General features: G+C 72.0%; 17 protein-coding genes. 12 read left to right on the top strand and 5 right to left on the bottom strand.

Annotation, left to right across the window (positions count from 1 at the left end; genetic code table 11):
- Positions 1-33: 33 nt before the first annotated feature.
- The 4 genes from ACZ5OX_RS01510 (at position 34) to mshC (ending at position 4,381) form a co-directional block, all read left to right on the top strand.
- Positions 34-831 carry an SCO1664 family protein gene (locus ACZ5OX_RS01510; RefSeq protein ID WP_465628871.1) on the top strand — a complete coding sequence of 266 codons (798 nt, stop codon included), beginning with the start codon at positions 34-36 and terminating at the stop codon, positions 829-831.
- A 195-nt stretch (positions 832-1,026) separates the two neighbouring features.
- Positions 1,027-1,956 carry an AraC family transcriptional regulator gene (locus ACZ5OX_RS01505; RefSeq protein ID WP_465628074.1) on the top strand — a complete coding sequence of 310 codons (930 nt, stop codon included), beginning with the start codon at positions 1,027-1,029 and terminating at the stop codon, positions 1,954-1,956.
- A gap of 125 nt (positions 1,957-2,081) precedes the next feature.
- Positions 2,082-2,909 (top strand): dioxygenase family protein, encoded by an 828-nt coding sequence (locus ACZ5OX_RS01500; RefSeq protein WP_465628072.1) that lies wholly within the window; start codon positions 2,082-2,084, stop codon positions 2,907-2,909.
- Positions 2,910-3,151: 242 nt separating this feature from the next.
- The gene (gene mshC, locus ACZ5OX_RS01495; RefSeq protein WP_465628070.1) at positions 3,152-4,381 is read left to right on the top strand and encodes a cysteine--1-D-myo-inosityl 2-amino-2-deoxy-alpha-D-glucopyranoside ligase; all 1,230 of its coding nucleotides are present in this window, start codon (positions 3,152-3,154) and stop codon (positions 4,379-4,381) included.
- 68 nt (positions 4,382-4,449) lie between these two features.
- Here mshC and ACZ5OX_RS01490 read toward each other — a convergent pair whose 3' ends face one another.
- Positions 4,450-5,406 carry a PAC2 family protein gene (locus ACZ5OX_RS01490; protein WP_392914104.1) on the bottom strand — a complete coding sequence of 319 codons (957 nt, stop codon included), beginning with the start codon at positions 5,404-5,406 and terminating at the stop codon, positions 4,450-4,452.
- 149 nt (positions 5,407-5,555) lie between these two features.
- Between ACZ5OX_RS01490 and ACZ5OX_RS01485 the strand changes: the two genes are divergently transcribed.
- Entirely contained in the window at positions 5,556-5,693 is a 138-nt protein-coding gene (locus ACZ5OX_RS01485) for a hypothetical protein (RefSeq protein WP_465628068.1), read from the top strand.
- A 34-nt stretch (positions 5,694-5,727) separates the two neighbouring features.
- Here the strand turns inward: ACZ5OX_RS01485 and ACZ5OX_RS01480 are convergent, their stop codons facing one another.
- A complete protein-coding gene (locus ACZ5OX_RS01480; RefSeq protein ID WP_465628066.1) occupies positions 5,728-6,831 on the bottom strand; it encodes a glycoside hydrolase family 18 protein in 1,104 nt (367 codons plus the stop codon).
- Between the two features lie 143 nt (positions 6,832-6,974).
- On the opposite strand from ACZ5OX_RS01480, the gene metH reads away from it, so the two are divergent.
- The 3 genes from metH to ACZ5OX_RS01465 all read left to right on the top strand — a co-directional run bounded on the left by metH (position 6,975) and on the right by ACZ5OX_RS01465 (position 13,157).
- On the top strand, positions 6,975-10,487 hold the full coding sequence (gene metH, locus ACZ5OX_RS01475) for a methionine synthase (RefSeq protein ID WP_465628064.1): 3,513 nt from the start codon (positions 6,975-6,977) through the stop codon (positions 10,485-10,487).
- Between the two features lie 139 nt (positions 10,488-10,626).
- Complete coding sequence (locus ACZ5OX_RS01470) at positions 10,627-11,331, top strand: HAD family hydrolase (protein ID WP_465628062.1); 705 nt, start codon at positions 10,627-10,629, stop codon at positions 11,329-11,331.
- A 221-nt stretch (positions 11,332-11,552) separates the two neighbouring features.
- Positions 11,553-13,157 carry an ABC transporter substrate-binding protein gene (locus ACZ5OX_RS01465; RefSeq protein ID WP_465628060.1) on the top strand — a complete coding sequence of 535 codons (1,605 nt, stop codon included), beginning with the start codon at positions 11,553-11,555 and terminating at the stop codon, positions 13,155-13,157.
- A gap of 105 nt (positions 13,158-13,262) precedes the next feature.
- Here ACZ5OX_RS01465 and ACZ5OX_RS01460 read toward each other — a convergent pair whose 3' ends face one another.
- Positions 13,263-13,934, bottom strand: a complete 672-nt coding sequence (locus ACZ5OX_RS01460; protein WP_049650980.1) for a response regulator — start codon at positions 13,932-13,934, stop codon at positions 13,263-13,265.
- Complete coding sequence (locus ACZ5OX_RS01455; RefSeq protein WP_402404810.1) at positions 13,935-14,834, bottom strand: RecB family exonuclease; 900 nt, start codon at positions 14,832-14,834, stop codon at positions 13,935-13,937.
- A gap of 264 nt (positions 14,835-15,098) precedes the next feature.
- Between ACZ5OX_RS01455 and ACZ5OX_RS01450 the strand changes: the two genes are divergently transcribed.
- From ACZ5OX_RS01450 to ACZ5OX_RS01440, 3 genes are all read left to right on the top strand, one after another.
- Complete coding sequence (locus ACZ5OX_RS01450) at positions 15,099-16,211, top strand: site-2 protease family protein (protein WP_449791865.1); 1,113 nt, start codon at positions 15,099-15,101, stop codon at positions 16,209-16,211.
- 61 nt (positions 16,212-16,272) lie between these two features.
- A complete protein-coding gene (locus tag ACZ5OX_RS01445; protein WP_449791847.1) occupies positions 16,273-17,232 on the top strand; it encodes a tRNA (adenine-N1)-methyltransferase in 960 nt (319 codons plus the stop codon).
- Between the two features lie 127 nt (positions 17,233-17,359).
- Complete coding sequence (locus ACZ5OX_RS01440; protein ID WP_465628057.1) at positions 17,360-17,974, top strand: hypothetical protein; 615 nt, start codon at positions 17,360-17,362, stop codon at positions 17,972-17,974.
- A gap of 20 nt (positions 17,975-17,994) precedes the next feature.
- On the opposite strand, the gene ACZ5OX_RS01435 is transcribed toward ACZ5OX_RS01440, so the two are convergent.
- Positions 17,995-18,300, bottom strand: a complete 306-nt coding sequence (locus tag ACZ5OX_RS01435) for a ferredoxin (protein WP_392874377.1) — start codon at positions 18,298-18,300, stop codon at positions 17,995-17,997.
- A gap of 286 nt (positions 18,301-18,586) precedes the next feature.
- Here ACZ5OX_RS01435 and arc point away from each other — a divergent pair, with 286 nt between their 5' ends.
- On the top strand, positions 18,587-20,353 hold the full coding sequence (arc, locus tag ACZ5OX_RS01430; RefSeq protein ID WP_402404822.1) for a proteasome ATPase: 1,767 nt from the start codon (positions 18,587-18,589) through the stop codon (positions 20,351-20,353).
- The last annotated feature ends 190 nt before the right edge of the window (positions 20,354-20,543 follow it).

The following is a 20,543-nucleotide window of genomic DNA, read 5'->3' as shown; positions in this document are numbered from 1 at the left end:
CCGCCGCAGGCCGACCCGGCGACCGCCGCCGCGCTGGCCGCCGACGTGCCCACCGCCCTCGCGCTGCTGCGCCAGGGCGAGCTGACCGTGCACGGCCGGCTCACCGACGCCTCCAACGCCGCGCTGTACTGCACGGTGGCGCACGGCTCGCTGAGCGCGCAGGCCGTCTACAAGCCGGTGGCCGGCGAGCGACCACTGTGGGACTTCCCCGACGGCACGCTGGCCGGGCGCGAGGTCGCCGCGTACGAGCTGTCGGCCGCGACCGGCTGGGCGCTGATCCCGCCCACCGTGCTGCGCGAGGGCCCGCACGGGGCCGGCATGGTGCAGCTGTGGGTCGAGCCGGACCCCGGGGCCGATCCGCTGCTGGCGCTGCAGGACCCGCGTGGCCCGGAGGCGGGCTGGCTGCCGATCGTCCGGGCCGAGGTCGAGGGCGGGCGGACGGCCCTGCTGGTGCACCACGACGACCGGCGGCTGCGCCGGCTCGCCGTCCTGGACGCGGTGCTCAACAACGCCGACCGCAAGGGCGGCCACCTGATCCCGGCCGCCGACGGCCGGGTGTACGGGATCGACCACGGCGTCACCTTCAACACCGAGGACAAGCTGCGCACCCTGCTCTGGGGTTGGGCCGGGGACCCGCTGCCCGTCGAGGCGCTGGAGGTGCTGGCCCGGCTGGCCGAGCAGTTGGACGGTGCGCTCGCGGAGCGGCTCGCCCCGCACCTGACGGCGGCCGAACTGGACGCCACCCGGGCCCGGGTGGCCGGATTGCGCGGCTCCGGCCGGCACCCGCTGCCGCCGGAGGACTGGCCCGCGATCCCCTGGCCGCCGGTGTAGCGAGTGCGGCCGGTGTAGCCGGTGCGGCCGGGGCGCCTGCGGGCCCGCCCCGGCCGCACCGGTCCGGTCCGTGGTCGCGGCCCGCGCGGGCATTTTGCTCCCGACCGCCCTGACCCACCACTGGTCTGGACCGGTTCTCGAAAACGGCGACAGATGGTCTGGACCTGTCCCCGGAACAGGTCGCACACTGCTCCGATGGATGTGCGACGGACCACCCCCACCCCCCGAACCACGACGGACCTGCCGTTGCACCGGTTACAGGTCCCGCTGCCCCACCTGCTCCCCTTCGCCGTCGGCAGTTTCGACGCCATCGGCCCGCTCTCCCGGGCGGGATTCCCGCACCGGCACTCGTTCTACGAGATCGTCCACGTCACCGGCGGCCACGGCGCCCACGTCCTGGACCTCGTCCACCGGCCGCTGGCGCCACCGCAGTTGTGCGTGATCACCCCCGGCCAGGTGCACTACTGGGCGGACACCGAGGAACTGGCCGGCCGGGTCGTCCTGTTCAACGAGGACTTCCTGCTCGGCCACCCCCAGGACCTCGCCGCCCTGCGGGCCCTGGCCTCCCGCCCCGCCCTCGCGCTCGGCGAGCAGGCCGACGCGATCGACGCGCTGCTCACCGACATGGAGCACGAGTACCGGACCAGGGCGCCCGGCTACCAGGGGGTGCTGCGGGCCAGTCTGCACATCCTGATCGTCCGGGCGCTGCGCGCCTGCGCCCCGGCCGACCGCCCGGCGGTGCCCAGTCGCCCGGCCGAAGTGGCGGCCGCCTTCACCCGGTTGATCGCCCGGCCGGGCGGGGTGCGGTACTCGGTGGCCTCCATCGCGCAGGAACTGGGCGTCTCCCCGGGGCACTTGCAGACCCTGGTGAAGCATGCCACCGGCCGCACCCCCGGCGGGCTGATCCGCCACCAGCAGACCCTGGAGGCCAAACGGCTGCTCGCCTGCACGGACTTGACGATCCGCCAGGTCGCCAAGGAGGCGGGCTTCGTCGATCCGGCGTACTTCTGCCGGTTCTTCCGCCGGGAGACCGGGATGACCCCGGGGGAGTTCCGGGCCGGGGTCGACGGAAATCACCACGATCCCCGGATCACGTCCATCGCGGTCGCGCCGGACGGCCCGTAACTTTGCTGCTGGCCACCGGTGGCCGGTCCGGCGCGCGCGGACGGGCGGCCGGTCCGGCCCTTGTCATGCCCCCACCATGGCAAGGGCCGCCCCCACCCCCCCGCCTCACGAGAAGGAGACGGCTCATGCCCACGCCCGACGGCATGATCAGCCGCAAGACCGTCCTGAAGGCCGCCGCCGCGCTCGGGGCAGCCCCGCTGCTGGTCGGCGGCGGAGTGGCCCTGGCCCGGGACCAGATCCACAGCGGCGAACCGCTCGGCCTCACCCCCGAGTGCCACGACGGTGACGCCCCCACCGTCGAGCAGATCGAGGGCCCCTACTTCAAGCCCAACTCCCCGCTGCGCAGCTCGATGGTCAACGACGGGCCCGGCACCCACCTGGTCGTCAGCGGCTACGTCTTCGGCCGCGCCTGCCGGCCCATCTCCGGGGTGCTGCTGGACTTCTGGCAGGCCGACAACGGCGGCAACTACGACAACGTCACCTACACCTTCCGCGGTCACCAGTTCACCGACGCCAACGGCGCGTACCGGCTGGACACCATCGTGCCCGGCCTCTACCCGGGCCGCACCCGGCACCTGCACGTCAAGCTCCAGGCCCCCGGCCGCTCGATCGTCACCACCCAGCTGTACTTCCCGGGCGAGCCGCGCAACAGCACGGACAGCATCTACGACCCCCGGCTGCTGATGAACGTCCGCCAGAACGGCCAGACCCGCGAGGCGAGCTTCGACTTCGTGCTGGACGTCCCGCAGACCCCCGGCACGCCGAGCCCCACCCCCACCCCGACCGGCGGGCCCAGCACACCGCCGCCGAGCGGGACCTGGGCAGCGGGCACCTCGTACCAAGCGGGCGACCGCGTCACCTACTCCGGCGTCTCCTACACCTGCCTCCAGGCGCACACCGCCATGGTGGGCTGGGAGCCGCCGAACGTGCCGGCCCTCTGGCAGCGGTCGTAGCGGCTCCGACCGCGTCCCCCGGGGCGCCGGGCGCCCGGTCGGCGGCAGGGCCGACCGGGCGCTCACCCGTGCCCGGCGCCGGGTCCCGTACGGCACGGCAGGTCCGGTACGGCACGGGCGTCACGCCCGCCGGTTCCGTGCAATACCAGTCGGGAAACAGTCGGGCAATGCCGAGAAGCGAATCCAGTCGATCTTTCGTACTGGTTAGGCTTTCAAATGTTCGCAAGGTTAAAGTTGTTTCCATGCATGCCTGGCCCGCCTCCGAGGTTCCCGCCCTGCCTGGTCAGGGGCTCCCCCTCCGTATCCACGACACCGCAGCGGGCACGGTCCGCGAGGTGGTGCCGCAGGACGGCACCGCCCGGATCTACGTCTGCGGCATCACGCCCTACGACGCGACCCACATGGGCCACGCCGCCACCTACAACGCGTTCGACCTGGTGCAGCGCGTCTGGAAGGACGCTGGCCACGACGTCCTGTACATCCAGAACGTCACCGACGTCGACGACCCGCTGCTCGCCCGCGCGGTCGAGACCGGCCAGGACTGGACGGCCCTGGCCGAGCGCGAGACGGCCCTGTTCCGCGAGGACATGACCGCGCTGCGGATGCTCCCGCCGGCCCACTACATCGGCGCCGTCGAGTCGATCCCGTGGATCGTCCCGATCGTCCAGAAGTTGCTGGCCTCCGGCGCCGCCTACAAGGTGGACGGCGACATCTACTTCTCGGTCGACGCCGACCCGCGCTTCGGCGAGGTCTCCGGCCTCACCCGCGAGGCCATGCGCCCGGTCTTCGCCGAGCGCGGCGGCGACCCGGAGCGCCCCGGCAAGCGCAACCCGCTGGACGCCCTGCTCTGGCTGGCCGCCCGCCCGGGCGAGCCCGCCTGGGACACCGAGCTCGGCCACGGCCGCCCCGGCTGGCACATCGAGTGCGTCGCCATCGCGCTGCAGTACCTCGGCATGTCCTTCGACATCCAGGGCGGCGGCAGCGACCTCTCCTTCCCGCACCACGAGATGGGCGCCGCGCACGCCCAGGTCGCCACCGGCACCCACCCGTACGCCAAGGCGTACGTGCACGCCGGCATGGTCGCCCTGGACGGCCACAAGATGTCCAAGTCCCGCGGCAACCTGGTCTTCGTCTCGGCGCTGCGCCGCGAGGGCGTCGACCCGGCGGCGATCCGCCTGGCGCTGCTCTCGCACCACTACCGCGCGGACTGGGAGTGGACCAAGAGCACCCTGGACGAGGCCGTCGAGCGTCTCGCCCGCTGGCGCGCAACGGTCTCCCGCCCGGACGGCCCGTCGGCCGAGCGGCTGCTCGCCGAGGTGCGCGAGGCGCTCGCGAACGACCTGGACACGCCCGCCGCGCTGGCCGCGGTCGACCGCTGGGCGGCCGGTCAGGAGGCCGAGGGCGGCACCGACACCGGCGCTCCCGGCCTGGTGACCCGCACGGTGGACGCCCTGCTCGGCGTCGCGCTGTAACCCGCACCCGCACCACACGCCGAAGGGGCGTCAGGACTGGTCCTGACGCCCCTTCGGCCGTACGGAGGTCACTCCTCCTCGGCGCCGTCCTGGCTCTCCCGGGCGCCGCCGCCCGGCGTCTCCGGATCGGCCGGCCGCTCCGCCGTGGCGTGCCCGGCCACCGGCTTCTCGCCCGTCGGCCCGACGTTCTCCCGGCGGCGCAGGTAGCGCTCGAACTCGCGGGCGATGGCGTCGCCGGAGGCCTCCGGCAGCTCCGCGGTGTCCTGCGCCTCCTCCAGCTGCTGGACGTACTCGGCCACCTCGCTGTCCTCGGCGGCCAGCTGGTCCACGCCGATCTGCCAGGCCCTGGCGTCCTCGCCGAGCTCGCCCGGCGGGATGCGCAGGTCCAGCAGGTCCTCCAGCTTGTTGATCAGGGCCAGCGTGGCCTTGGGGTTCGGCGGCTGCGAGACGTAGTGCGGCACCGCCGCCCAGAGCGTCACGGCCGGCACCCCGGCGTGGGTGCAGGCCTCCTGGAGCACCCCGACGATGCCGGTCGGGCCCTCGTAGCGGCTCTCCTCCAGGTCCAGCCGGCGGGCCAGCTCGGGGTCGGAGGTGACGCCGCTGACCGGCACCGGACGGCTGTGCGGGGTGTCGCCGAGCAGCGCGCCAAGGATCACCACCAGCTCGACGCCCAGCTCGTGCGCGAAGCCCAGCAGCTCGTTGCAGAACGAGCGCCAGCGCATGCTCGGCTCGATGCCGCGGACCAGCACGACGTCCCTGGTGGTCGGTTCCGTCACCCGGATCACCGAGAGCCGGGTGGTCGGCCAGGTGATCCGGCGGATGCCGCCGTCCAGCCAGACCGTGGGCCGGTTGACCTGGAAGTCGTAGTAGTCCTCCGCGTCCAGGGCGGCGAACACCTTGCCGCCCCAGGTCTCGTCCAGGTGCGCCAGAGCCGCGGACGCGGCGTCGCCCGCGTCGTTCCAGCCCTCGAACGCGCAGACCATCACCGGGTCGATCAACTCGGGAACATCTTCCAGCTCGATCACCCAGCGTCTCCCTCCGGTCGGCGGTCGGACCTGCGCCGCCCCGGCTGGCCTGCCGGGGCGCCGACGGGCCGGCTGCCGACTGTCGAACCTCTCGTCTCCCATGGAACGCCTCGCCCCATGGTCCCTACCTGCCCAGCCTACGGGCTTTGATGCGCACCACGGCCGGGCACCGGGACAGTCTGGGGGAGCGGACCGCCGCGATCCACCGGATATCGGCGGGCTTCGGGCTGACGGTCCGTCAGGTGTCCGGCGGGGGCGAAGGGTGTTCGATCGGCGACGCGGTGTGACGGTCGCCCGGCCGCACGGTCCGCCGGGCCGGCGCTACCCGCCCTGCCCCGCCGTCGCCCAGTCCTCGCGGTACGCCGCCCAGTGCTCGGGCAGCGCGGCGAAGTCCACGTACAGCGCGACGCCGAAGTCGGCCCGCCGCCGGTCCTCCCGGCCCAGGCCGAGCCGGACGCCCCGGACGGCGGCCCGGACGGTCTCGGCGTCACCCCGGTGGCCCCACTTGTCGTCCCAGTAGAACGGCAGGCCCATCAGCAGGTCCACGCCGGCCGGGGTCGACCGCAGGGCGAGCTCGGTCTGCCGGGCCACGTAGCCGCCGTACAGCGGCTCGGTGGGCATCGAGGTGTCGTAGCTCATCACCGCGATCTGGTCGACCCGGCGGGCGGTCTCGGTGAAGTACGCCCGGTCCCACCACTTGCCGTGGCCGGTGAGCAGGATGCCGGCCGTGTGCAGGCCGGGGACGGGGTCGATCTGCGGGGCCGCCACCGACAGCTTGGCGCCGCGGGCCGCGGTGACCGGGCGGACCCGGTCGAGCAGCGCCAGCCAGCCCGCCGAACCGGGGCGGATCGGCTCCATGTCGAAGTGCACGCCGTCGAAGCCGAGGTCCAGCACCTGGCGGGCGGAGGCGGTGACCCGGTCGCGGGTGGCGCCGTCCTCCAGGTCCAGGGCGTCCTTCTCCGGCTTGACCTCGTCGCCCAGCCAGCTCTGCACCCGGATGCCGGGCAGTTCCCGGTGCACGGTGTCGGTGAACCAGCGGGCCCGCGGGTGGGCGGAGGGTGGCAGCGAGCCGTCGTGCTCCAGCGGGCCGGTGTGCACGTAGAGGTCCCGGATGCCGGTGCCGGCCAGCTGTCGGCCCAGCTCGGCCACGTCCGCCTCGGTCTTGCGGCCGTCCACCCAGGCGTGGCCGAGCCAGAGCGCGTCCCGGCCCCTGGTGCGGGCGTCGGCGGCGGGCGTGCCGGTGTAGTGCAGTCGGAACATCACGAACACCGATCCCAGTGCGGCGGCCGGCACGGCCGCCACCAGGGCCAGCACCAGCAGTGCCCGCCGCCACCGGGACCAGGCCCGCCAACGGTGGCGCAGCGCGCGGAACGGGGCCGTCAGGCCCCGGCCGGCACGCCGCGCGGAGGTCCGGAATCCGGCCACGCGCTCGCTCCCCCCTTGCGCTCGAGCGCTCAGGATACGGAATGGCCCGGCGGGCCGAGCCGTGGGCCGGATACCCTGGCCAGGTGCGTGCCCGACCAAGCGGGCTCGCAAAGCCGACAGCCGTCGCACCAGGGAGAAGCCCCATGGCCGCAGCAGCCACCCCGTCCATCACTCAGCAGAGCCGCGCGAACGCACTGCGTGAGGCCCTCGCCACCCGGGTGGTGGTCGCCGACGGTGCCATGGGCACCATGCTCCAGGCGCAGGATCCGACGCTGGAGGACTTCCAGAACCTCGAAGGCTGCAACGAGGTCCTCAACATCACCCGCCCGGACATCGTCCGGTCCGTCCACGAGGCCTACTTCGGGGTCGGCGTGGACTGCGTGGAGACCAACACCTTCGGCGCCAACTTCAGCGCCCTCGGCGAGTACGAGATCGCGGAGCGGATCTTCGAGCTGTCCGAGTCCGGCGCCCGGATCGCCCGCGAGGTGGCCGACGCCCACGCCGCCGCCGACGGCCGCACCCGCTGGGTGCTCGGCTCGATCGGCCCCGGCACCAAGCTGCCGACCCTCGGCCACGCCCCGTACGAGACGCTGCGCGACGGCTTCCAGCAGAACGCGGCCGGCCTGATCGCCGGCGGCGCCGACGCGCTGCTGGTCGAGACCAGCCAGGACCTGCTGCAGACCAAGGCCGCCATCCTGGGCTCCAAGCGGGCGCTGGCCGAGGCCGGGCTGGACCTGCCGGTGCTGGTGCAGGTGACGGTGGAGACCACCGGCACCATGCTGCTCGGCTCGGAGATCGGTGCCGCGCTCACCGCGCTGGAGCCGCTGGGCGTGGACTACATCGGCCTCAACTGCGCGACCGGCCCGGCCGAGATGAGCGAGCACCTGCGCTACCTGGCCAAGAACGCCAGGATCGGCCTGTCCTGCATGCCGAACGCGGGTCTGCCGGTGCTCGGCAAGGACGGCGCCCACTACCCGCTGTCCCCGGCCGAACTGGCCGACGCCCACGACGTGTTCACCCGCGAGTACGGCCTCTCGCTGGTCGGCGGCTGCTGCGGCACCACCCCCGAGCACCTGCGCCAGGTGGTCGAGCGGGTCCAGGGCCGCCCGATCGCCCCGCGCGACCCGAGGCCCGAGCCCTCGGCGGCCTCGCTGTACCAGGCGGTGCCGTTCCGTCAGGACACCTCGTACCTGGCGATCGGCGAGCGCACCAACGCCAACGGCTCGAAGAAGTTCCGCGAGTCGATGCTGGCCGGCGACTGGCAGGCCTGCGTGGAGATCGCCCGCGACCAGATCCGGGACGGCTCCCACCTGCTGGACCTCTGCGTGGACTACGTCGGCCGCGACGGCGTCGCCGACATGAAGGAGATCGCCGGCCGGCTGGCCACCGCCTCCACCCTGCCGATCGTGCTGGACTCCACCGAGCCGCCGGTGCTGCAGGCCGGTCTGGAGGCGCTCGGCGGCCGCGCGGTGCTCAACTCGGTCAACTACGAGGACGGCAACGCCCCCGACTCGCGCTTCGGGAAGATCGCCTCGCTGGCCCGCGAGCACGGCGCCGGCCTGATCGCGCTGACCATCGACGAGCAGGGCCAGGCCCGTACCGCCGACACCAAGGTCGCGATCGCCGAGCGGCTGATCGCCGAACTCACCGCCGACTACGGCATCGACGAGGGCTCGATCCTGGTCGACTGCCTCACCTTCACCCTGGCCACCGGCCAGGAGGAGTCCCGCCGGGACGGCATCGAGACCATCGAGGCGATCCGCGAGCTCAAGCGCCGCCACCCGAAGGTGCAGACCACCCTGGGCCTGTCCAACATCTCCTTCGGCCTCAACCCGGCCGCCCGGGTGGTGCTCAACTCCGTCTTCCTGCACGAGTGCGTGGAGGCCGGACTGGACTCGGCGATCGTGCACGCCTCCAAGATCCTGCCGATCTCCCGCATCCCCGAGGACCAGCGCGAGGCCGCGCTCGACCTGGTCTACGACCGCCGCCGGGACGGCTACGACCCGCTGCAGCGCCTGCTGGAGCTGTTCGAGGGCGTCTCCGCCGCCTCGGTGAAGGCCTCCAAGGCCGAGGAGCTGGCCGCGCTCCCGCTGGAGGAGCGGCTGCAGCGCCGGATCATCGACGGTGAGCGCAACGGCCTGGAGGCCGACCTGGACGAGGCGCTGACCGTCCGCCCGGCGCTGGAGATCATCAACGACACCCTGCTGGCCGGCATGAAGGTGGTCGGCGAGCTCTTCGGCTCCGGCCAGATGCAGCTGCCGTTCGTGCTCCAGTCCGCCGAGGTGATGAAGACCGCGGTGGCCCATCTGGAGCCGCACATGGAGAAGTCCGACAGCGAGGGCAAGGGCACCATCGTGCTCGCCACCGTCAAGGGCGACGTCCACGACATCGGCAAGAACCTGGTCGACATCATCCTGTCCAACAACGGCTACAACGTGGTCAACCTGGGCATCAAGCAGCCGGTCTCGGCGATCCTGGACGCCGCGCAGGAGCACAACGCGGACGTCATCGGGATGTCCGGCCTGCTGGTGAAGTCCACCGTGATCATGAAGGAGAACCTGGAGGAGCTGAACCAGCGCAAGCTGGCCGCCAGCTTCCCGGTGATCCTCGGCGGCGCCGCGCTCACCCGCGCCTACGTCGAGCAGGACCTGCACGAGATCTACGAGGGCGAGGTCCGCTACGCCCGGGACGCCTTCGAGGGCCTGCGGCTGATGGACGCGCTGATCGCGGTCAAGCGCGGCGTGCCCGGCGCGGCCCTGCCGGAGCTCAAGCAGCGCCGGCACGCCCGGGTCGAGGTGGAGGAGCCGGAGCCCGAGGTCAACCTCGGCCAGATCCGCTCCGACGTCGCCGTCGACAACACCGTGCCGGTGCCGCCGTTCTGGGGCGACCGGATCGTCAAGGGCATCCCGTTCGCCGACTACGCCTCCTGGCTGGACGAGGACGCGCTGTTCAAGGGGCAGTGGGGCCTGAAGGCCGCGCGCTCCGGCGAAGGGCCGTCCTACGAGGAGCTGGTGGAGACCGAGGGCCGGCCGCGGCTGCGGGCCTGGCTGGACCGCCTGCAGACCGAGGGCTGGCTGGAGGCCGCCGTGGTCTACGGCTACTACCCGGCCAACTCCAAGGGCGACGACCTGATCGTCTTCCACGAGGACGGCACCGAGCGCACCCGCTTCACCTTCCCGCGCCAGCGGCGCGGCCGCCGGCTCTGCCTGGCCGACTTCTTCCGCCCGGAGGAGTCCGGCGTGCGGGACGTCGTGGGCCTCCAGGTGGTCACCATGGGCAACCGGATCTCGGAGGCGGCCAACGAGCTGTTCGCCGGCAACTCCTACCGGGACTACCTGGAGCTGCACGGGCTCTCGGTGCAGCTGGCCGAGGCGCTGGCCGAGTTCTGGCACGCGCGGGTCCGCTGCGAGCTGGGCTTCTCCGGCGAGGACCCGCAGGACGTCAAGGACATGTTCGCGCTCAAGTACCGCGGCGCCCGCTTCTCGCTCGGCTACGGGGCCTGCCCCGAGCTGGAGGACCGGGCCAAGATCGCCGAGCTGCTGAAGCCGGAGCGGATCGGCGTGGTGCTCTCCGAGGAGTTCCAGCTCCACCCGGAGCAGTCCACCGACGCGATCGTGATCCACCACCCGGAGGCGAAGTACTTCAACGCCCGGTAACTCCCGGTTTCCGTTGCGTTCGCTCTTTTCGGACGAAGCGGGCGTATTCTTGATGATCCTGAACGGGCCGGTCCGCTCACCTGCGGGCCGGCCCGCGCCTTCCCCGGAGACGCTCCGGGCCTGCCGGAAGGACCCCGCCATGACGACCAGCTCCACCGCCACGCGCATCCTCGAGCACGGGGACGACCGCGGGCTCCAGGCGGTGCTGCTGGACATGGACGGGACGCTGGTGGACACCGAGGACTTCTGGTGGCAGGCCGAGGCCTCGCTCTTCGCCGAGCTGGGCCACGAGCTGGACGAGGCCGACCGCGCCCACGTGGTCGGCGGCCCGATGACCAGGGTGATGGAGTACCTGGTCGCCAGGACCGGCGCGGACATCGCGCCGGCGGACCTGGGCGTGCTGGTCAACCAGCGCTTCGTCGACCTGCTGGCCGGCGGCGTACCGCTCATGCCGGGCGCCGAGCGGCTGCTCAACACCCTTGCCGCGCACGGGGTTCCGGCCGCCATGGTGTCCGCCTCGCACCGGCACGTGATCGACATCGTGCTGCGCTCGCTGGGCGCCCACCACTTCGCCTTCACCATCGGCGGGGACGAGGTGCCGCGCACCAAGCCCTTCCCCGACCCGTACCTGGAGGCCGCCCGGCGGCTCGGCGCGGAGCCGGTCCGCTGCGTGGTGATCGAGGACACCCCGACCGGGGTGCGGGCGGGCGAGGCGGCCGGCTGCCCGGTGATCGCGGTGCCCTCGGTGGCGGCGATCGAGCCGGCTCCGGGGCGGCTGGTGCTGCCGTCGCTGGAGCAGGTCGACCTCGATCTGCTGCGCTCCCTGGTCGCCTCTCGGGTGTGATTGTCGTCTCATTGCGGCCCGGCCTTACCGGCCGATAAACGGCCCCGCAGGCCTCCGGGCCGAAGTCGCCGGGGGAGAAAACGGGCAATGGCTGACAACTCGTCGGGCGCGCCGTGATGCCCTGAACCGCCGTGTCCCAAACGTCATCAGCGCGGGTATCGGTCGTACGTGTTCGATGTGGCACGCTACTCCAGTTCGTGCCACCCAAAAGGACGCGCCTCGTGAAGACTTCAGCTGAACGCCTGGCAGTACTCGGATGCGCCGGCCTGGTCGCCGTGTCGGTGGCGGGCTGCGGATCGGTGACCGACGTGGTCAAGGGGGACGGCGGCAAGTCGATCACCATGGGCACCAGTCAGCTGACCGGTGTCCTGGACCCGGCGGCCGCCTACGACGCCGGCTCCTGGCTGCTGCTGCGCAACACCTTCCAGTCGCTGCTCACCTTCCAGGCCGCGGCCAGCTCGCCGTCCCCGGATGCCGCGCAGTCCTGCGAGTTCACCAGCGCCGAGGCCACCGAGTACCACTGCACCCTGAAGCCCGGCCAGAAGTTCTCCAACGGTCACCCGCTGACCGCCCAGGACGTGGTCTTCTCGATAGAGCGCACCAAGAAGATCAACGACCAGACCGGTCCGGTCGAGCTGCTGGACTCGATCAAGTCCGTCGAGGCCAAGGGCGACAACGAGGTGATCTTCCACCTCTCCACGCCCGACGCCACCCTGCCGGCGAAGCTGGCGAGCCCGGTCGGCGCCATCGTGGACCACCAGGTCTACCCCGCGGACAAGGTCGTCCCGAACGACAAGCTGATCGGCTCCGGCCCGTACCGCTTCGACGCGGTCGAGAACCTGAGCGGCGGCAAGCAGCTGGGCAAGGTCGTGCTGTCGGCCAACGACAAGTACGGCGGCGAGGCCAAGCGGCGCAACAACAAGTTCACCGTGCGGTTCTTCGACAAGTCGGAGGACCTCAAGGCGGCGCTGGACAAGGGCGAGATCGACCTCACCGACAACAGCCTGGAGCCGAACACCGCCGCCCAGGTCCGTTCCGACCAGCAGGGCGGCAAGACCGACCTCCAGGTGACCGAGGGCGACAGCAACGACACCCGTTCGCTGGTCCTCAACACCAAGGACCCGCTGATGAGCAACGTCGCCGTCCGCCAGGCCGTCGCCCAGATGATGGACCGCAAGGCGCTGGCCCGCGACGTCTTCGCCCGCACCGTCCAGGCGCTCTACTCCATGGTCCCGGCCGGCCTGCCCGGCCACACCACGGCCTTCTTCGACCGCTACGGCGACCAGGACGTGAACAAGGCCAAGAAGATCCTGGCCGACGCCAAGATCCAGACCCCGGTCAAGTTCACCCTCACCTGGTCCCGTTCGCGGGCCGGCAGCAACGAGGCCGAGACGCTGAAGAAGCAGCTGGAGACCGGTGGCCTCTTCCAGGTGACGCTCGTCCAGGAGCCGGACTGGGACTCGTACCGCAAGGGCTGGACCGAGGGCAAGTACCAGGCGTACATCATCGGTTGGTTCGCCGACTACCCGGACCCGGACAACTACCTCGCCCCGCTGCTGATCAACGGCGGTGCGTACCACCACGGTTGGGACGACCCGCGGATCAGCGGGCGGCTGGTGCCGGAGGGCCTCAAGCAGACCGACCGCAGCGCCGCGGCCTCCACCTACGCGCAGATCCAGGCGATCGAGGCCGAGAACGTGCCGCTGATCCCGCTGTACCAGAACAAGTCCTTCTTCGCGGCCCGCTCGTACGTCACCGGCGTCGAGTCCACCGTCGACACCACCGGCTACTTCCGCTTCTGGGAGATCAGCCGGAACAACAAGTAGCGCCCGCAGGACGGCGGCCCGCCCGCATCCCCGTCGGTACGGGGAGCGGACGGGCCGCCGTGACGTTTCCGCGGCCCCCGGGAGGCCCAGGGGCCGCCGGAACCGCTACAGGGCGCCGGGGCGCACCAGCCCGCTCTCGTAGGCGTACACGGCCGCCTGCACCCGGTCGCGCAGCTGCAGCTTGGTCAGCACGTGGCCCACGTGCGTCTTCACGGTCGTCTCGCTGACGAACAGCTCGGCCGCGATCTCCGCGTTCGACAGCCCGCGCGCCACCAGCTTCAGCACCTCCAGCTCGCGCTCCGTCAGCGCGCCCAGCGCCTGCGGCGGCGCCTCGTCGCCCGAGGGCAGCTTGGTGGCGTACATGTCCAGCAGTCGGCGGGTGATGCTCGGCGCCAGCATCGCCGCGCCGTCCGCGACCACCCGGATCGCCTGCACCAGCTCCTCGGCCGGGACGTCCTTCAGCAGGAAGCCGCTGGCGCCCGCGCGCAGCGCCTCCACCACGTACTCGTCCAGGTCGAAGGTGGTCAGCACCAGCACCTTGGCCGGGCCGTCCCGCCCCGGGCCGGCGATCCGGCGGGTCGCCTCGACGCCGTCCATCCTGGGCATCCGGATGTCCATCAGCACCACGTCGGGCTGCAGCGCCCGCACCTGGTCCAGCGCCTGCTGGCCGTCGCCGGCCTCGCCGACCACCACCAGGTCGGACTCGGCCTCCAGGATCATCCGGAAACCGGTGCGAAGCAGCGGCTGGTCGTCGACCAGCAGCACTCGGATCGTCACCTAGGACTCCTTGCTCATCGGATCCCCCGTGGGATCGCTCTCGTCCGACGTACGGGCTACCGGCAGCGGGTACGGCGGCGGGGTGCCGCCGAACTCCGGGCAGCTGGCCTGGTGGTCGCACCAGTCGCAGAGGCGGTTGCGGGTGGCCGGGAAGTCCCCGGTGGCCACCGCGTGGCCGATCCGCTCCCACAGCGCCAGGAGCTTGCGCTCCACCGCCAGCAGGTCCGCCTGGTCCGGGTCGTAGCTGACCACGTCCCCGCCGCCACCGAGGTAGACCAGCTGGAGGCGCTTGGGGATCACGCCCTTCCAGCGCCACACCACCAGGGCGTAGAACTTCATCTGGAACATCGCCTTGCCCTCGAAGTCCCGCGAGGGCGCCCGGCCGGTCTTGTAGTCCACCAGCCGGACCTCGCCGGTCGGGGCGACGTCCACCCGGTCGATGTAGCCGCGCAGCAACAGGCCCGAATCCAGGGCCGTCTCCACGTAGAGCTCCCGCTCCACCGGGTGCAGCCGGGTCGGGTCCTCCAGCCGGAACCACTGGCCGACCAGCTTCTCGGCGTCCGCCAGCCAGCGGGTCAGCGCCGCGCCGTCCGGGTCGTCCGGGAACAGCGTGCCCAGCTCCGGGCGCTCGCCCAGCAGCCGCTCCCACTGCGGGCGCAGCAGGCCCAGCGCCCGCTCCGGCGTCCGCTCGGCCGCCGGGCTGTCGAAGAGCCGCTCCAGCACCGCGTGCACCAGCGTGCCCCGGGTCGCCGCCGAGCTCGGCGGCTCGGGCAGCCGGTCGATCACCCGCAGCCGGTACAGCAGGGGACAGGTGAGGAAGTCCCCCGCTCGGGACGGGGAGAGCCCGGTCGGGGGTGCCGCCGGTCGCGCGGTGGCACTGCTGGTCTCGGTGTGCTGCATGGCTACGACCCTATTGCCCTTCGCCGTCATCCCGCTGCCACGGTGCTGCCACGGCCGCCGTGAGTGGGTAGGAAGCTGGAAGCAGGGCCGTGCGGCGCCGGAGGGCCACGATCACGTAGCGTGGGCGCACCGGGCACGACGGGGGAGACGACCGAAGGGATCACGGTGAGCGACAGCAGGGGGCAGCAGTCCTCCGACCAGCCACCGCAGGCGGGCGAAGGGCGCCCGGCCGGGCCACCGCCCGAGCGCCGCGGCGGCATCCTGATGGGCCGGCCCTTCGGGGTGCCCGTCTACGTCACACCCTCCTGGTTCGTCATCGCCGCGCTGATCACCTGGGTGTTCGGCGGACAGCTGGGCGACGTGCTGCCCGACCTCGGCGGTGCCCGCTACCTGGTCGCGTTCTTCTTCGCGGTGGCCTTCTACGCCTCCGTGCTGGTGCACGAGCTCGCCCACACCCTGGTCGCGCTGCGCTACAAGCTGGGGGTGCGGCGGATCCAGCTCCAGTTCTTCGGCGGGGTGTCCGAGATCGAGAACGAGGCGGAGCGCCCCTGGCGGGAGTTCTGGCTGGCCTTCGTCGGCCCGCTGCTCTCGCTGCTGCTCGGCGGCGTGTTCTACCTCGCCGTGCGGGCGGTGGAGCCGTCCACCGTGCCCGGGGTGCTGCTCACCGGCCTGATGGTCTCCAACCTGGTGGTCGCCGCCTTCAACCTGCTGCCCGGCCTGCCGCTGGACGGCGGCCGGATGCTGCGCGCGCTCGTCTGGGCGGTCACCGGCAAGCCGATGACCGGCACGGTGGCCGCCGCCTGGGTCGGCCGCGGGCTGGCCGTCGCCGTGCTGATCGGCCTGCCGCTGCTCAGCGCCTCCCGCGGGGTCGAGCGCACCACCACCGACACCCTGGTGGACGCGGTGCTGGCCGCGGTGCTCGCCGCGATCATCTGGAACGGCGCCACCGGCAGCCTGCGCAACGCCCGGCTCAAGGAGGTGCTGCCCGGCCTGCGGCTGCGAGAGCTGGCCCGGCGGGCCGTCGAGGTCACCGCCGACACCCCGCTCGGCGAGGCGCTGCGGCGCGCCCGCGAGGCCCAGGCCGGCGCGGTGATCGTGGTCGACGGCCGGGGCGAGCCGATCGCCCTGGTGCGCGAGTCCGCCGTCCGCTCGGTGCCCGAGCACCGCCGCCCCTGGGTGGCCGTCGGACCGCTCGCCCGCGACCTCGAACCCGGCATGCGACTGGACGCCGACCTCGGCGGTGAGGACCTGCTGCGGGCCGTCCAGGCCACCCCGGCGGGGGAGTACCTGGTGGTCGAGCCGGACGGCCGGGTGTACGGCGTCGCCGCGCTCAGCGACATCGAGCAGCGGCTGACCGCCGCCCTCACCGGCCGCTGACCGGACGGCCGACGATCACCCGCGTCCCGCGGGCCGGTCCGCTTCCCTTAGGATTGTCGGCATGTCCGAACCGACCGGTGCCGCCCGCCGACGCGGGCCCTTCCAGGTCGGGGACCAGGTCCAGCTGACCGACCCCAAGGGTCGCCACTACACGTTCACGCTCCAGGCCGGGAACCAGTTCCACACCCACAAGGGTGCGTTCCCGCACGACGAGCTGATCGGCGCTCCCGAGGGCACGGTCGTGCGCACCACGGGGAACGTTCCGTACCTCGCGCTGCGCCCCCTGCTCCCCGACTACGTCCTGTCCATGCCGCGCGGCGCCGCCGTGATCTACCCCAAGGACGCGGGGCAGATCCTGGCCATGGCCGACATCTTCGCGGGTGCCCGCGTGGTCGAGGCCGGAGTCGGCTCGGGCGCGCTCAGCACGTACCTGCTGCGCGCCGTCGGCGAGCAGGGCATGCTGGCCTCCTACGAGCGTCGGCAGGACTTCGCCGACATCGCCCAGGGGAACGTCGAGCGCTACTTCGGCGGCCCGCACCCGGCGTGGAAGCTCACCGTCGGCGACCTCCAGGACAACCTGGTCGAGACCGACGTCGACCGCGTCATCCTCGACATGCTGGCCCCCTGGGAGTGCCTGGACGTCGCCTCCAAGGCGCTCGTCCCCGGCGGCCTCATCTGCTGCTACGTGGCCACCACCACGCAGATGTCCAAGACCGTCGAGGCGCTGCGCGACCACGGCACCTTCACCGAGCCGCAGGCCTGGGAGACCATGGTCCGCACCTGGCACCTGGAGGGCCTGGCCGTCCGCCCGGACCACCGGATGATCGGCCACACCGGCTTCCTGCTCACCGCCCGCCGCCTGGCGGACGGCGTGGAGCCGCCGCTGCGCCGCCGCCGTCCGGCCAAGGGCGCGTACGGCGAGGACTACGACAACGGGGCGCCCGAGCCCACCCTCCAGGAGCGCGCCGCGGCCCGCAAGGCCGCCCGCGCCACGGACGCGGACCAGCCCGACCTGGGCTGAACCCGGACCCACCGAGGGGTGGTGCGAGCACGGCGCTCGTACCACCCCTTTCGCATGCCGCCGAGCACGGTGTGGGACGATGCTCGCTCACGCAGAGCGGCTTGTGGAGCCCTGGAGGGGACGCCTGGTGGAGACCGCGGTCGGGACGACGACGGCGACGACTGGACAGCGGACACCGCGGGGCCGTTCCGGGCCCGGACACGCGCGCACCGCCCCCTGGCACTGGGCCGTCGCCCTGGCCGGCTGCGGCGCGGTGGTGGGGGCCGCGCTGGCCGCCTCCCCGGCGACCGGCACCCCGGTGCCCACCCACGAGACCCCCAAGGCCCTCGCCGCGACCGCCGCCCCAGACCCGGCCCGGGCCCAACTCCCGCTGGACTGCGGTCCGTTCCCGGTCAAGACGACGCTGGTCGTGCCCGCGCGGCTCGGTGACGGACGCCCCGGCACGGTGGTCACCGCGCACTGCGCCACCGAGACCGGCACCCCGCCGGACGCCGTCTTCCTGCTCGGCTTCGGCCCGGGCGAGCGCCCCGAGGTGGTGGCCACCCTGCTCGCCGAACGCGAGAGCCTCACCGTGAGCCGGATCGCGGTGCGGTCGGACGGCGTCATCACCGGCCACGCGCAGGGGTATTCGAGCGAGGACGTGCCGCGGTTCCGGCCGGACGTCTCGGTCGACCTCACCTGGACGCACCGGGGCGGCGGCTGGGAACGCTCCCAGGCCGCCGCCCCGGTCTCCGCCGTGTGACGGACCGACTACGGACCCGACTACTCCGCGTCCGGCCCGTACACCTCGACCCGGTCGGCGACCCGGCGCACGTGGATGCAGTCGCCGGGGCACTCCTTCGCCGAGTCCACCACGTCCTGAAGGATCGTCAGCGGCACCGGGGCGGTCTCCCCGGGCTGCTGGCGCAGCTCGTCGTCAGGCCCCTTCACGTAGGCCAGCCCGTCGATGTCGAGCTCGAAGACCTCGGGTGCGTACTGCGCACAGATGCCGTCGCCGGTGCACAGATCCTGGTCGATCCACACCTCCAGCTCCTCGGCCGCTGCCGCCGTCTGCTCGGTCACCGACATGGTCCCCTGCCGTTTCTGTCCCGGGTCGCCCCTATTCCTGGAGCAATCCCGCCATTCGTACAACGATCGGACCTCCAGTTGTGGTCGCGATCGGATATCACTTCGCCCGACGATACATCTGGCCCGCTTTGGGCGGTGCGCGGTGGGTATCCCCCTTAGCAGAGGGGAAGCACGCTGGGGCGAAGATCGGACACGCCCGTTCCATCTTTCTTGATCTAGGGGTTTACGGACCCCTGGTCCCAGGTAGGGTCTGGAAGCGTCCAGCTCCCCGGAGGAGGTGAGGACCGTGGCAGCCCACGATGACGACTACAACCGCAGCACCGGCAGGCCCGCTCGTGGTTCCGACGAGGCCGCTCAGGTCTCGTACCTTGAGCAGGAAATCGCCGTGTTGCGCCGCAAGCTCGCCGACTCGCCGCGCAATTCGAGGATCCTCGAAGAGCGGATCGTCGAGCTCCAGACCAACCTGGCGGGCGTGACCGCCCAGAACGAACGGCTCGCCTCCACCCTGCGCGAGGCCCGCGACCAGATCGTGGCCCTCAAGGAGGAAGTGGACCGGCTCGCACAGCCCCCGGCCGGCTTCGGCACCTTCCTCGACGCGAACGAGGACGGCACCGCGGACATCTTCACCGGGGGGCGCAAGCTCCGCGTGAACGTCAGCCCCAACGTCGCCCTCGACGAGGTGCGGCGCGGCCAGGAAGTGATGCTCAACGAGGCCCTCAACATCGTGGACGCGATGGCCTTCGAGAACATCGGCGAGATCGTCACCCTCAAGGAGCTCCTGGAGGACGGCGAGCGCGCCCTGGTCCTCGGTCACACCGACGAGGAGCGCGTGGTGCGCCTCGCCGAGCCGCTGCGCGGGATGACCATCCGGGCCGGGGACGCCCTGCTGCTGGAGCCCCGCTCCGGCTACGTGTTCGAGGTCGTGCCGAAGTCCGAGGTCGAGGAGCTGGTCCTCGAGGAGGTCCCGGACATCGACTACCGCCAGATCGGCGGTCTGAGCAACCAGATCGAGCAGATCCGCGACGCGGTCGAGCTGCCCTACCTGCACGCCGACCTCTTCAAGGAGTACGAGCTGCGCCCGCCCAAGGGCGTGCTGCTCTACGGCCCGCCCGGCTGCGGCAAGACGCTGATCGCCAAGGCGGTCGCCAACTCGCTGGCGAAGAAGGTCGCCGAGGTCACCGGCCGCCCCCAGGGGAAGAGCTACTTCCTCAACATCAAGGGCCCCGAGCTGCTCAACAAGTACGTGGGCGAGACCGAACGGCAGATCCGGCTGGTCTTCCAGCGCGCGCGGGAGAAGGCGGGCGAGGGCACGCCCGTCATCGTCTTCTTCGACGAGATGGAGTCCCTGTTCCGCACCCGCGGCTCCGGGGTCAGCTCGGACGTGGAGAACACCATCGTCCCGCAGCTGCTCGCCGAGATCGACGGCGTGGAGGGCCTGGAGAACGTCATCGTCATCGGCGCCTCGAACCGCGAGGACATGATCGACCCGGCGATCCTGCGGCCCGGCCGCCTGGACGTCAAGATCAAGATCGAGCGCCCGGACGCCGAGGCCGCGAAGGACATCTTCTCCAAGTACCTCAAGGACTCGCTGCCGTTCCACCCGGACGACCTCAAGGAGCACGACGGCTCCGTCGAGACCACGGTGGCCGCGATGATCCAGTCGGTCGTGGAGCGGATGTACTCCGAGACGGAGGAGAACCGCTTCCTGGAGGTCACCTACGCCAACGGTGACAAGGAGGTCCTGTACTTCAAGGACTTCAACTCCGGCGCGATGATCCAGAACATCGTCGACCGGGCGAAGAAGATGGCCATCAAGGACTTCCTCGACCACGGCCAGCGCGGTCTGCGCGTCTCTCACCTGCTCGCCGCCTGCGTGGACGAGTTCAAGGAGAACGAGGACCTCCCGAACACCACCAACCCGGACGACTGGGCCCGCATCTCCGGCAAGAAGGGCGAGCGGATCGTCTTCATCCGCACGCTGGTCACCGGCAAGCAGGGCGCCGAGTCCGGCCGCTCGATCGACACTGTCGCCAACACGGGGCAGTACCTGTAAGCACGCGGTTGTCCGGGCCGGCAGCGGTCCCCGGAGCTGTACGCACCCCGTCCGGCTGTGGCGCCTCGCGGCCCCGCAGCCGGACGGCGCGTCTCCGGGCCCGCTGCTCGGCGCCGGGTTCTAGGCTCGACCCACCGTCCGCGGGCAGAGGCCGGCGTCGGTGTTGTTCGGCGGTACGTCAGCGTGCTCC

It is taken from the genome of Kitasatospora sp. NPDC032121, from assembly GCF_055580145.1.
The sequence above is the reverse complement of the archived record's forward strand: the minus strand, read 5'-3'. Positions and strand labels throughout refer to the sequence as shown.

What these genes read in the sequence shown, in the direction of transcription:
- ACZ5OX_RS01455 (WP_402404810.1), bottom strand. Translation starts at nt 14,834, where the DNA reads ATGCAGCACACCGAGACCAGCAGTGCCACCGCGCGACCGGCGGCACCC.
- mshC (WP_465628070.1), top strand. Translation starts at nt 3,152, where the DNA reads ATGCATGCCTGGCCCGCCTCCGAGGTTCCCGCCCTGCCTGGTCAGGGG.
- ACZ5OX_RS01450 (WP_449791865.1), top strand. Translation starts at nt 15,099, where the DNA reads ATGGGCCGGCCCTTCGGGGTGCCCGTCTACGTCACACCCTCCTGGTTC.
- ACZ5OX_RS01435 (WP_392874377.1), bottom strand. Translation starts at nt 18,300, where the DNA reads ATGTCGGTGACCGAGCAGACGGCGGCAGCGGCCGAGGAGCTGGAGGTG.
- ACZ5OX_RS01485 (WP_465628068.1), top strand. Translation starts at nt 5,556, where the DNA reads ATGCGCACCACGGCCGGGCACCGGGACAGTCTGGGGGAGCGGACCGCC.
- ACZ5OX_RS01470 (WP_465628062.1), top strand. Translation starts at nt 10,627, where the DNA reads ATGACGACCAGCTCCACCGCCACGCGCATCCTCGAGCACGGGGACGAC.
- ACZ5OX_RS01505 (WP_465628074.1), top strand. Translation starts at nt 1,027, where the DNA reads ATGGATGTGCGACGGACCACCCCCACCCCCCGAACCACGACGGACCTG.
- metH (WP_465628064.1), top strand. Translation starts at nt 6,975, where the DNA reads ATGGCCGCAGCAGCCACCCCGTCCATCACTCAGCAGAGCCGCGCGAAC.
- ACZ5OX_RS01445 (WP_449791847.1), top strand. Translation starts at nt 16,273, where the DNA reads ATGTCCGAACCGACCGGTGCCGCCCGCCGACGCGGGCCCTTCCAGGTC.
- ACZ5OX_RS01500 (WP_465628072.1), top strand. Translation starts at nt 2,082, where the DNA reads ATGCCCACGCCCGACGGCATGATCAGCCGCAAGACCGTCCTGAAGGCC.